This window comes from Wolbachia endosymbiont (group A) of Andrena hattorfiana, from assembly GCF_947179565.1.
Taxonomy (GTDB): domain Bacteria; phylum Pseudomonadota; class Alphaproteobacteria; order Rickettsiales; family Anaplasmataceae; genus Wolbachia.
The window spans coordinates 168446-181617 of the sequence record NZ_CAMXBT010000001.1 but is presented as its reverse complement, the minus strand read 5'-3'; the positions used below and the strand labels follow the sequence as shown (position 1 = coordinate 181617).

Here is a 13172-nt window from a genome sequence, read left to right as displayed (position 1 = left end):
GCATTAGAAAATTTTTTTGTTGCTAATCACACTAAAATTAGACTGTCTTTTTTGCTTTGTGTAACACACTTTGAACCTTGTTTCCTAATTCATTCAGAGTGAATGGTTTTGGCAAAAAGTGAAAATCTTCTATATTGATGTCATCACTCTTTAAAAAAGCATCCTCTGCATACCCAGAAATAAAAATAACGTTGATATTTGGCCTATGGATCAATGCTTCTTTAACTATTTCTGGACCACTCACCTCTGGCATGATTACATCAGTGATTATTAGATCTATGTGTTGATTTTTTTTACTGATTATTTCTAGCGCCTCGCTGCCTATGCTCGCTTCTATTACATCAAATCCTTTTCTTTTGAGTGCTTTAGAGATGAATTCCCTTACTGAATTTTCATCTTCAATCAATAAAATTATACCATTACCTTTAATTTCACTTACTACCGGTCTTTCTATTTCTTCACTATCTTCCTCTATCAGATTTTCATCTGATATGTAAACCATGGGCAAAAATATGCTAAATTTAGTTCCATGATTTACTTTGCTAGCAACATAGATGTATCCTTCAGTTTGTTTAATAATGCCATATACAGTAGAGAGGCCAAGACCTGTACCAGAGGTAATATCTTTGGTAGAAAAAAATGGGTCAAATGCCTTTTCAATTGTATCACTTGTCATTCCACATCCAGTATCAATTATTTCAATCACAACATAATTTCCATGTTCGATCGTTTCCTTGTCTGGAGAAAACATGTCCTGAGATGTAGAATTTAATGAGTCAATCTTTTGATTAAAGGTTCTTATAGTTAATTCTCCGCCCTTTTCCATAGCAGCACTAGCATTGACTGCTAAGTTAAGTATAACTTGCTCTAATTGCCCTTGATCAGCCCTAACAGCACCCAAGTCTCTACCATAATAAATATTAAACTTTATATTTTCACCTATTAATCTTTTTATCATTTCATAAAGATTAGCTATAGTACTATTTACATCAATAATTTTTGGCAGCAAGGTCTGTCTTCTTGAAAAAGCAAGCAATTGTCTTACTAAATTTGATCCACGCTTTGCATTTTGCTGTATCTGTATTATATCTCCAAAAGATGGATCACCAGCTGAATGTTGGAGTAAAAGCAAATCGCAAAATCCTATTATCCCAGTCAATATATTGTTGAAATCATGCGCAATACCACCTGCTAACTGCCCTATAGCTTGCATCTTTTGATAATGCTCAAGCTTTATCTCTAGGTTTTTGTGTTCAGTATTGTCAATAAAATAACAAAGTATGAAGATCATTTTATTATGAAGAAACTTATTGAAATATATTTTTATGTTATTATCGCCGTTGAGCTGTACATCAAAGGACGCATTATTTATTCTATTACTCGAAAAATATTCACGTATTTTCACATGATAACTATCTAATATCAATGTAAAGATTGAATTATTATCTGACCCTGCAAGCTTTATTAGTGCCGTATTTTTCTTTACAAAGTTGCCGTTTATGTCACATTGTGCAATAGCAATTGATGAATTTGCAAAACAAGGGTGTAATTGATAATCAACAATATTTGATTCGGTTGGTGTTATAAAGCCATATATATAGCTATGGTTGTATTTATCACAAAATATAGCAGTGCTCATATAAGCCTTGAATGGAATACCACTTATAGTAAAAAACAAAATTTCATTATCAGTTGTTGTATTGTTATATTTAGATTGAGATATAAAATCACTGATTGAGCTACCTTTTTCCAGTTTTTTCAGTTCAAATATATCTAAAAATCTTTTATTTACAGATAAAATCACCCCTTTGGCATTTGCAATGTAAGTTCCTATGCTGTGTTTTTCTATTAACTCTTCATATATCTGCTCCTTGTTTATCTGTGTTGCTTTTAACACAAAATACCCATCTGGCCTTGCTATTGGCACTAATGATAAATTTAAAATCTTATTACTATTTATAGCAATTTGGGGATTATCTGGTATCGGCTCAAAGAGCAAAAGAAAGTTAGATACTCTATTCTTCTTGTTTAAGGAAATGCATACTTGTACAGAAGAGTTATTTTTCAGTGCATGATAGAGTACTTTTTTATCTTCTTCTGAAACATCTCCTATTTCAAAAATCTTGCCTAACGTAATGTCATCATCTATATGATCTTTAAACCTTTCGTAGAACCTTGCATCAGCATAAATAATACCCTCATCTCTATGTAAAATAAGGCAAAATTCTGTATTATGATTTAGTGCATTTGCAAATATTGCATTTTGAAATTCTATAGTATTAAGTAGGTGTCTGTAGCGTTTTACATTATATATCATAAAGAGAGTTGTTAGAATGCTAACTAATAAATTAATCTCTATATTAATATGCTGACTATATATATCAAAAAAGTAGAGTATCAATATTGCTACTGGAGGTAAGAGCATAATAACTGCCATCACAACAATTGACATTCCATAATTTCTTAGTATGAAGTCAACCCTGTTCTCTTTTTTGTTATCTATGTATCTTTTACTCATTATTGTTACTTGGCATCGTTGTACATATGAAAATGTTTTATTATATTGATTTAATTATTATAGATTTATTAACGTCTTTGATAGATAATTATCATCCAAATCTAATTAAGTTCCTTAAATATCAGATATAACAATGTTAATAAGCTAGCGAGAGGATATTATGGAAAAACAAAGAACACAAGCATTTAAGTGGTTCTGTGCACTAAGAGATAAGATCATAGAATCTTTCTTATTAATTGAAAAACAATCATCCGCAGAGCCAAAGATCAAAAAAAGAAAGTGGGATCGCCCAGGTGGTGGAGGTGGTGAATCTACAATTATTTTTGGCAATGTTTTTGAAAAAGTTGGAGTAAACGTTTCAAAAGTACACGGAAAATTTGCAGATTCAGCCATTAATGAAATTCCTGGTGCAAGTGAAAGTAACGGAGAGTTTTGGGCAAGCGGTATATCTTTAGTGTCTCATATGCAATCGCCCCTTATCCCTGCAGCACATATGAACACAAGGCTGATATATACTTCAAAACAATGGTTTGGTGGAGGGATGGATTTTACGCCAATATATAAAAATGAAGAAGATTGCAAGTATATTCATGAATCAATCAAAATGACATGTGATAGATTTGACACCGGATATTATCCAAAATTTAAAGAGCAATGTGACAACTATTTTTTCTTACCAAATAGAAAAGAGCCGCGTGGCATTGGTGGTATTTTCTATGATAATCTGAGTTCTGGCAATTGGAGAAATGATTTTGAGTTCACAAAAGCAGTAGGTGAAGCCTTTTTGGAAATTTATTTGCACATCATACGTAAACATATACAAAAATCTTGGACAAAAGAACAACGAGAAAATCAATTAATAAAACGTGGCAGATATGTAGAATTCAATCTGTTATACGATCGTGGCACAAGGTTTGGTTTAATGACTGACGGCAATCCAGATGCAATTATGATGTCAATGCCACCACTTGTTAAGTGGTTATAGAGAGCTGCTATTAGCAGAAAATAAATCATCATAGTTTAAAGTTGTACCATGATAGTGAGCTTTTATATAGGGGGTATAATCATGGGTATAATAGATAATTTTTTAATTAAATCTGTCAAAAACAATGACATAAAAGGTGTTAAACTGACTCTAAGTCTCTACAATGCACTAAATAGTTTTAGAAAATTCTTTTCAAAGACTATGTCTTTCAAGAATACAGGATCATTTGATATAAATAATAATCAAGCTTTAAATCAGGCTTTAGGATATGCAGTAAAAAGTCTTGATTATGATGTAATGGAATTACTTATTAATGCTGGCGCCAACGTTAATGCAATAGGCAGCGACGGTATAAGAAGTGTAATCTATAAATACGAAAGAGCACTTGCTCATGAGAAAGAGGTTATGCCGGTCCTAGGCAAGGAGTATCTCAAAGACTATAAGGAAAAATGTTGTTTAATACTTGGTGAGTTAGTAATAAATGGTGCAATGCCTCGAAATGTTGCAGAAAAGGAAAAAATATTGAACATTTTCAAAGAAAGAGAGGGTTTTGATGAGTTTAAAGAAGTAGTAAAGCTGAAACTTGAGGCTAACTCAGTTGGTAACATGATACCACCTCAAAAACCTCCTAGAACTTTTGAGTATGAGTCAAAGAGTACTGGCCATGGTAATTTTCTTTTAAAAGAGTCTATTTACGCTGAGGTGTATGACACTAAGGTTAGTAACTCATTAGGGGAGTTGAACGTATCAGAAAAATCTATTTATGCTGAAATATATGATTCACATAAAAAATCTACTGAAAATTCATCATTGGACGATAGTGGTTATTTGAGTATATCAGAAGAACCTATTTATTGCACTATAGATGATCTTTCAGAACAAAAAAGCCTGCTAGCCTAAAACAGAAAGAGCCAGAACAATCGTCAGAACCTATTTATGCTAGGGTAGATTTGTCCAAGAAAAGAGCAGAAAAAAAAGCAAAAGATGTAAAAGCCAATTCTGGAACTTACCATGGGTTAGTGCAGGATAAAGTGAATGATTGGCAAGAGCAAGTGAAGCTAAGTGCTAATAAGCCGATAAGTCAGCAACAGACTAATGATCAAAAAATTAAGACCAAGGCTGGCTTTAGTGTAGAAGAAATAAAGCAGAAATATGAGCGTAGAGATTCTGGCTACGATTCTGGCTATGATTCCGATACAAAAGTTGAACAACAATTAGAATTAGGATCTAAAACTCCTAAATCTGAAATAAATTCAGTGAATATTAAATATGGAATAGAGAAAGACGTTTGCGCCATAAAATAATTGACTTTATGTGCATAATCAATATAACTTGAGTTAATTCGCATTGACTCTTTCGTCTAGTGGTTAGGACACCACCCTTTCACGGTGGTAACACGGGTTCAAATCCCGTAAGAGTCACTCAAGTAGAATATAATTAAAGTTTTGAATGGGAAAAATTAGGCTTTATTTTGAAGAAGCTTTATCACAAGGCGTGAGTTTAGCACTTAATCCACAACAAAGTCACTATATTTGCAATGTAATGCGGCTTAAGAAGTATGATAATCTCTCTCTTTTTAATGGAAAGGATGGAGAATGGTTAGGAGAAATAGTTAATATATCGCGTAAATTAACAAAAGTTACACTCAAAGAATGCACTAAACAACAGCAATATGAGGAAAATTTATACTTATATTGTGCCATGGTAAAAAGTGGTGCTTTAGGCAACATAGTAAGACAGGCAACTGAAATGGGAGTAACCTGCATTCAATTTATTTCAACGGAACGTACAGTAGTAAAAAACATTAACCTAAGTAGAGCAAAATTACAGGCAATCGAAGCTGCGGAACAATCCGGTAGGATGAGTATACCAGAGATTTTGCCTCCTATTAACTTTTGTGAGTTACCTGATTCCCAGAGTAAAAATTTTGTTTTATGTGATGAAACAGGTAAAGCTGATAAAGTGCTGAAAGGTAAGAAAAATGTTGCTATTATTGTTGGCCCTGAAGGTGGTTTTTCATCTTATGAACTTGATCTTGCCGATAAGTTTTGTCAAAAATTGAGTCTAGGAAAAAGAATTTTAAGGGTCGATACTGCTGTGGTTGCTGCACTAACTTTCACCAATTGGTGTAGCTAGATTTTTAAATATGGCTAAGGTTTGGGCCATAGAGAAATCTGATTCAGTGTTGCACGCGCTAACTGTACAAACTCTATAGGCCGCCTGCGAAGCAGTTTGCTACTAAAGAGGAGCTAATAAAAAACATATTCTAAAATAATATTAAATCTTATATTATATTTTTTCTAAAATAAACAAATGAATCTTGCATTTTGCCTGAGTTATTGATACTCTGAGTAAAGAAGTCGGGGCGTAGCGCAGCCTGGTAGCGCATTTGGTTTGGGACCAAAGGGTCGGGAGTTCAAATCTCTCCGCCCCGATGCTAGCAGAAGTTTTAACGCTTTTAATAGTTAGAGCTTTTAAAGGCATTTCGTTCATATTGCAGTTTAACGCTCAAGTTTATAAAATAATTGACAATGTTAATTTTCTAATTTATAAATAAATTTTGAAATGATTACCGAAGGAGGTATAGAGTTTGATTGAAGTATCAGTCCATTATGGTGATGTAGACAGAGCTCTTCCAGTATTGAAAAAAACAATTCAAAAGGAAGGAAGAGGGTTGAAAATGAAAAAACAATATCATGAAAAAAAATCAGAAAAAAGAACTAAAAAGAAAGCTGAAGCGAGAAAAAAGAGGCACCAGCAAGAATGCAGAAGGCAGCGTTACGGTTGGTAATTTTTTAATAGTTTATCATTGGTTGTTTTATGAATATTCACGAATATCAAGCAAAAGAGATTTTGCATAAATTTAATGTCCCGGTGCCAAAAGGTTTTGTCACTATATCTGCAGAAGGAGTAAAGACTCAAGTAAGTCAATTAAAATCTGACGTGTTTGTGGTTAAAGCTCAAATTCATGCAGGTGGTAGGGGTAAAGCCGGTGGCATAAAGCTAGCAAAGTCAGATGAAGAAGCTCAACAGTTTGTAAAAGACATGATTGGTATGACTTTAGTTACTCATCAAACAGGGCCAAGCGGGCAGCAAGTAAGAAGAGTATATATTGAAGAAGGCTCAAGCATTAAGAAAGAGTATTACTTAAGCCTGGTAATTGACCCGAAGCTCAGTAGGCCAATATTCATATTTTCCTCAGAAGGTGGAATGGACATCGAAGAAGTGGCGAAAAATTCTCCCGCAAAAATTGTGAAATTTGATATTGATCTTGCTACAAGTTTTGATAGCAGCAAGTTAAGCAGCAGTTTTAATTTGAGTTCAGAACAAATAGAAAAAATAACAAATGTTGCAAAAAATATATATGATGCGTTTATTGCAACTGATGCGAGCCAAATTGAAATTAATCCACTGGTTGAAACAAGTTCTGGAGATTTTATTGCGCTCGATGCGAAAATTAATTTCGATGACAATGCTTTATATCGTCACCCAGAAATTATGGAACTTCGTGATTATGATGAAGAAGTGAAAGAAGAGATAGAGGCTTCAAAGTATGGGCTCAGTTACATCAAAATGGATGGCAGTATTGGTTGCATGGTAAATGGTGCAGGTCTTGCTATGGCAACAATGGATATAATAAAATACTACGGAGCAGAGCCTGCTAACTTTTTGGATGTTGGTGGTGGAGCGAGTAAAGAAACTGTAACTGAAGCATTTAAAATCATATTGTCTGATAGCAACATAAGAGGAATTTTGGTTAACATATTTGGTGGTATAATGCGTTGCGATATTATCGCAAGTGGAATTGTTGCGGCTGTAAAAGAAATGAGCATTAAAGTTCCTCTAGTGGTTAGATTATCAGGCACTAATTTCGAAGAAGGAAAAAGAATTTTAGAAGAGTCAGGATTAAATATTATTGCTGCAGATGAACTGGGCGATGCTGCGCAGAAAATAGTACAAGAGGTGAAATAGAGTATGTCCGTTTTAGTAAACAAAGATACAAGGTTAATATGCCAGGGTTTTACTGGTGCGCAAGGTACATTTCATTCAGAGCAAGCAGTTAGCTACGGAACAAAAATGGTTGGTGGTGTAACTCCTGGCAAGGGTGGTAGCACTCACCTTAACTTACCAGTTTTTAATGCTGTAGCAGAAGCCAAAGAAAAAACTGATGCGAATGCCACGGTAATATATGTACCTGCTAAGTTTGCAGCTAATGCAATACTTGAAGCAATAGATGCAGAGATAGAGCTAATAGTTTGCATTACAGAGGGCATTCCTATACTTGACATGGTAAAGGTGAAGCATGCTCTTGCTCGTTCAAAAAGTCGATTGATTGGTCCTAACTGCCCGGGAATTATTACGCCCGAAGAGTGCAAAATAGGGATTATGCCTGGCCATATCCATAAGCGTGGACACATAGGAATTATGTCTCGCTCAGGAACTTTAACTTACGAGGCAGTAGCACAAACAACCGCTGTTGGTCTTGGTCAATCCACGTGTATCGGAATTGGGGGGGATCCAGTTCATGGTATGACATTTGTTGACTGTATGGAGCTCTTTTTAAAAGATGACGATACTCATGGTATTGTAGTTATTGGTGAAATAGGTGGAAACGAAGAAGAAGATGTATCACATTTTGTGAAAACAGAAAAAACTAAAAAGCCAATCGTTGGTTTTGTAGCAGGTCAAACAGCACCTCCAGGAAGACGTATGGGACACGCTGGAGCAATCATCTCTTCCAGTGGTGGAAGTGCTGGTGCAAAACTAGAAGTTATGCGGAGCGCCGGGATTGCAATTGCTGAAACCCCTGTAGTGATTGGTAAGAAGGTATTGGAAGTAATGCATTAGTGCCTAATCTAAAACGCAGCTGTACGAACGTTGTGATTTGAGGAGCAGTTTCTACTAGAAAGGGTGTCACTCAAGTAGCTGACACTGGTTCACTCTATAATGATGTCATCCGAGTAGCTTGACTACTTGGATCCAGGAAAGTTTGCTTGTAAGCAAGCAAACTAATTTGGTGAGTATAAAAGTGTTGTGTTATAGCTAACGCTGACTCTACGTCATACCGCGATTCATTCGCGGTATCTCATCCGCTAACACGTAGCGGGATGATGAATTACTTGACCTTTACAGGGATGACGGTTGTCGGTAGGCCTAAATTACTTTAGTCATAAATATTAAGAAATTTACCAAATAAAAAAAAGGCAAAAGAAGCCCCGTGGTTGGCTAGTTACTTACATTATACTTTCAAGTATGGCGTTTTTTTATTCCAAACGTCTAATAACCGCGACTCAGCTGCTTTTAAATGCAACTAACCTAAATTATAAACGTTAAGAAATTTACTGAGCGGAAAAAAAGGCAAAGAAACCCCAGGGTAGCTAGTATTCAAATTCTCCCTTGCCTATTTGACGTCTTTTACTGTCTTAAACGCTTTATAAGCGCGTTTCGGCTTGTATAGGTAGAAACCTAAAGTTTTACAAAGACATGAGGTGCACATAGTGCAAAAAATTAAGCATGATTTACGCCAAATACATTAAGTTTTTTTGTCATTAATCCACTGCAGAGATTGCGAAGTGAAATAAAACAGCTTCACTTCCATGATAAGGGGGCTGGCGGAGTTTGTCAAGGAAGTTTTTGTAGCTCTCATGGTTTTTGGATTCTAACTAACGTCACGCGCTGGAATAACACCCTTGGTGGTAACAACTAAAGAAAAATATCAACTAGGTTTATAATCTATTACTACCATGTTTGCAATTTTGTCATGAAAAGCTTGTTTATGTTCATCATCTACTGCACATACTAAATCTAGGATTAGTATAGCTAAAAGTAAAATAGGATTATAAAGCGATATACAGTAAATTATGAAAAAAGCGATGGTTCTTTTTATTGTTTGTATTAGAGTGATCTGCTCAAGTGTATCTTTGTCTCTTACACGCATGCTAAATAACAAGTGCCCTAGAGTGCCGCCAAATTTTACTAGCATGAATATATGAAATATACGTGGTATCATTAAAAATAAAGAAAATACAATCGTGGTGATTACAATTATTGCACCCATGATCCCTTGTATTACGTGTGTAAGTGAGAAACCTACCGCCATTAAAGCAAATGGTATTGCGATAAATAAAATACAATCAACTATAAATGCTAGAATACGCCTTGTCATTGTTGAGTAGTTTACGTTTTTATCCATACACTGCCTATAAAGAAAAATATCAACTAGGTTTATAGTCTATTACTACTGTTTTTGCAATTTTATCATAAAAAGTCTGCTTGCGCCGGTCGAATATCGCAAATATTAAAACTAAAATTGGTAAAATTATAAACCACTGAGAAACATAGTGAGTCAGCAAAAAAGAAATAATCAAGAAAACTGTCTCAGAAATACACCTTATTGCTGCTTGCATAAGAGTAGTATTTTTAAATGTGTCTGCATCTTTGATATACAAACCACACAACAGTTGTCCTGGCGTACCTCCCAGTCTTGTTATTATTAATATTTCTAATACTGTACACAGCACTGATGTAAAGATTGTATAAGGAGATGTTAACTGTTCAATTTCGTCAAGAAAATTATTTACCTCATTATTGCCCAACAATGCAATGTATAAGATGAATGAAGGAAAGAAAAATATTATTTGGTCAAGTATTGCTGTTACAGTACGCCTTGTAAACCCTACGTAATTTACTTTAACATTTATTTCAGTATTCATAACCCTAACTATATTTCATAATGTCATTATATACTATAAAAGCACGTTATTAAATAATCGTAAATATACTAATTTGTGCAATACTAGCTACTTGTGCCACTCTATTATTTGAATTAACATTAAATCATTTACAGTTAGGGAAGTTATGTCAACACCAATCACAGTTGCGTATGGTGATGGTATCGGACCAGAAATTATGGAAGCGGTGCTGTCGATATTGCGCAAAGCGGAAGCAAAAATCTCAATAGATATTATTGAAATAGGTGAGCGTGTTTATAGTAAGGAATGGTCTCACGGAATTTCTCCAAGTGGTTGGGAATCAATTGAAAGGACAAAAATATTATTAAAATCTCCAACAACAACTCCTCAAGGTAAAGGCCACAAGAGCTTGAACGTTGCACTCAGAAAAAATCTAGGGTTATATGCAAACATCAGGCCGTGTATTTCATATCATCCTGTTATAGAAAATAAATTCGATAAGTTTGATATCGTAGTGATACGCGAAAATGAAGAGGACGTTTACACCGGAATAGAGCATAGGCTAACTGGTGATTCTTACCAATGCACTAAAATTATTACTAGATCTGGCTCAGAGAAGATATGCAGGTATGCTTTTGAATACGCGAAAAAACACAACAGAAAAAAAGTAACTTGCCTGACTAAAGACAACATAATGAAAATGACTGACGGAACTTTCCATGCAGCGTTTGATCGCATTGCAAAGGAATACCAGGACATAAAGGCAGAACATTATATAGTTGATATTGGAATGGCACGTGTTGCCACAGAACCGAAGAATTTCGATGTTATAGTAACTGAAAATCTATATGGCGATATATTATCAGACATAGTGGCACAAACCTCTGGATCTGTGGGACTCGCTGGAAGTAGCAATATAGGTAATGAATATGCGATGTTTGAAGCGGTTCATGGTTCTGCTCCTGATATTGCAGGAAAAAACATAGCTAATCCTTCTGGTCTTTTAAATGCTGCAGTGCATATGCTAATTTACATAGGTCAAGTGGGTACTGCAAAACTAATCTACGATGCATGGCTGAAGACTTTAGAGGATGGAATACACACTGCCGATTTGTATAAGGAGAAAAGAAGTAAACAGAAAGTTGGTACAAAAGAATTTGCAGAAGCTGTTATAGATAATCTAGGGAAAAAACCTACAATATTATCTGAGCTTATAATTGGCAGTGATTTGGATAGTAAAATAAATAAAGTACAAGACAATTACGAACAAGATTACAAAGTTAAAAAGCTAGTGGGTAGTGATATAACGCTTGCTTGGGACAAATCCAGCAATTTTGATCAAATAGTAGGATTAAATAATCTGCAAATGATAGCAATATACTCAAAAGGACTGGCAATTTGGCCAAGAAGCTCAAAATCTTCAAGCGATCAAATAACCTGTAGGTTTATCGCAAATAATGAAAAGCAAGCTATTACAAATAGTGATGTAAATAACTTGCTAATCAAACTCGAAGAAAATAGCTTTGACGTGGTGAGAATGGATAAGTTGTATTTGTATGATGGGAAAGAGGGTTTCTTTTCTTAAGTTATTATTGACAATTTTAATTATATGCAATATTTAGGTTGTTATATTAAGAGTATATATATTTGTATGAGGGGTAGTAATGGGTCAGCATTTTAAGTTAGAGATTCAAGAATTTAGCGATAATGTCAATTTGTTTAACATATTGGAAATAAAAGCTGAGCAAGTTGTAGGTAAGGATTATGAAGAGCTTAGTAGCGTTTTAAAAACACGGTATAGAAAACTGATTTTTGTAGATCACCCTGACAAAGGTGGAGATAAGGATAGATTCGATCGGGTTTATAAAGCTCATGAAGAGCTGAAAAAATATATTAAACCTTTAGAATCGGGAAATCCTTGCGTTAAAGTCAGTGTTGATGCTGAAAGTGACGGGCGTTAAACAGAAAGGGAGTTTCATTATAGGAAAAAGTTATTTGATACACTGAAAATTAGTGAAGAAGAAGCGGTAGGAAAGAATTACATAGAATTAATTTCTATATTAAAGAGTAAAGACCTTTTGTTTGAAGAAGACTTAAAAAGCTATGTTAAGCTTATAAGTCAAATGGAAAAAGTTTTCCAAGATTCAAGCTTAGGTTATTTCAAGAAAGTGATGGAAACTAAAAAGTTAACACAAGAACTGAATCAATATCAAGCAAAGCCAGGCATGCAATTACTCAATTATATTGCTCCCCTAAAAAAAAGTGGAAGTCTAATTAAAAAAGAAGATAAAAAGGCATTAGCATTAAAATTCATAGAACGTAAAAATGCCTTACTATATATCCGAGTAGTGAGTACTTCACTTTTAGCTATATTAACTATCATTACTGTAGGCTGTTACTTGTCATGGTGGATAGTAGCTGTTTGTGGATACGTTGTTTATAAGTTAGTGAGCCATTATATGGCTAAGTATCGAAATGGTGAAATTTCCACTGATGAATTTATGAATAAAATGAGCTATATTGGACTAGGCAGTATGCTCCTTCTTACCTATCCTCTAGCTGCTTTTTCTGTTTATCTACTTACAACGAATTTCATTGCTAATGGATTAACTGTTGGTGGAACTATACTTGGTCCACTATTGTTATTAGCAGTATTAATTGAAACATTAGCTTCTGTTTTCTCAAAAGGTTGTGAAATATATGCTGAAAAGTACACAAAAGATTTACTAGAAGAGGATCCAAGAGATAGAGTGCAAAAAGAAACTGACCTATTGAAATGGTATGATCCACATAAATTATTAATGCCAATTATCATGCCTATTGTTAGAAAGTGTTTTGCAGAGGTAGCGAACGAATTTGCTGAGAGGAATTTTGATGAGGTAAAAACTGGTATGTCTGATGTTAATACTAAAGGACTATCTAATCCTCAAGCAATTGAATTTGCACAGCAAACAGTGTAGTATAAGCTTTTAGCTCT

The 13172-nt window shown here is 34.5% G+C and carries 9 protein-coding genes, 2 tRNA genes and 2 pseudogenes; 10 read left to right on the top strand and 3 right to left on the bottom strand.

The window, feature by feature from the left end:
- Window positions 1-37 precede the first annotated feature (37 nt).
- Complete coding sequence (locus OM966_RS00950) at window positions 38-2518, bottom strand: response regulator (protein ID WP_264328485.1); 2481 nt, start codon at window positions 2516-2518, stop codon at window positions 38-40.
- A 160-nt stretch (window positions 2519-2678) separates the two neighbouring features.
- Here OM966_RS00950 and hemF point away from each other — a divergent pair, with 160 nt between their 5' ends.
- From hemF to sucD, 8 genes and pseudogenes are all read left to right on the top strand, one after another.
- The gene (hemF, locus tag OM966_RS00945; protein ID WP_264328484.1) at window positions 2679-3503 is read left to right on the top strand and encodes an oxygen-dependent coproporphyrinogen oxidase; all 825 of its coding nucleotides are present in this window, start codon (window positions 2679-2681) and stop codon (window positions 3501-3503) included.
- Between the two features lie 48 nt (window positions 3504-3551).
- Window positions 3552-4807 (top strand): annotated as a pseudogene (locus tag OM966_RS00940) (hypothetical protein).
- A gap of 45 nt (window positions 4808-4852) precedes the next feature.
- A tRNA-Glu gene (locus tag OM966_RS00930) sits at window positions 4853-4924 on the top strand.
- A gap of 28 nt (window positions 4925-4952) precedes the next feature.
- Window positions 4953-5639: a 16S rRNA (uracil(1498)-N(3))-methyltransferase gene (locus tag OM966_RS00925; protein WP_264328481.1), complete on the top strand. Its 687-nt coding sequence runs from the start codon at window positions 4953-4955 to the stop codon at window positions 5637-5639.
- 225 nt (window positions 5640-5864) lie between these two features.
- A tRNA-Pro gene (locus OM966_RS00920) sits at window positions 5865-5938 on the top strand.
- 155 nt (window positions 5939-6093) lie between these two features.
- Window positions 6094-6294 (top strand): 30S ribosomal protein S21, encoded by a 201-nt coding sequence (rpsU, locus tag OM966_RS00915; protein ID WP_264328480.1) that lies wholly within the window; start codon window positions 6094-6096, stop codon window positions 6292-6294.
- A 29-nt stretch (window positions 6295-6323) separates the two neighbouring features.
- A complete protein-coding gene (gene sucC / locus OM966_RS00910; protein ID WP_264328479.1) occupies window positions 6324-7475 on the top strand; it encodes an ADP-forming succinate--CoA ligase subunit beta in 1152 nt (383 codons plus the stop codon).
- A gap of 3 nt (window positions 7476-7478) precedes the next feature.
- Window positions 7479-8351, top strand: a complete 873-nt coding sequence (gene sucD, locus OM966_RS00905; protein WP_264328478.1) for a succinate--CoA ligase subunit alpha — start codon at window positions 7479-7481, stop codon at window positions 8349-8351.
- A gap of 868 nt (window positions 8352-9219) precedes the next feature.
- Here sucD and OM966_RS00900 read toward each other — a convergent pair.
- Window positions 9220-9696: an RDD family protein gene (locus OM966_RS00900; protein ID WP_264328477.1), complete on the bottom strand. Its 477-nt coding sequence runs from the start codon at window positions 9694-9696 to the stop codon at window positions 9220-9222.
- A 22-nt stretch (window positions 9697-9718) separates the two neighbouring features.
- The gene (locus tag OM966_RS00895; RefSeq protein ID WP_264328476.1) at window positions 9719-10216 is read right to left on the bottom strand and encodes an RDD family protein; all 498 of its coding nucleotides are present in this window, start codon (window positions 10214-10216) and stop codon (window positions 9719-9721) included.
- 145 nt (window positions 10217-10361) lie between these two features.
- On the opposite strand from OM966_RS00895, the gene icd reads away from it, so the two are divergent.
- Both icd and OM966_RS07290 read left to right on the top strand, forming a co-directional pair.
- Entirely contained in the window at window positions 10362-11780 is a 1419-nt protein-coding gene (icd, locus tag OM966_RS00890) for an isocitrate dehydrogenase (protein WP_264328475.1), read from the top strand.
- A gap of 79 nt (window positions 11781-11859) precedes the next feature.
- Window positions 11860-13155: pseudogene (locus OM966_RS07290) on the top strand (molecular chaperone DnaJ).
- Window positions 13156-13172: the final 17 nt, after the last annotated feature.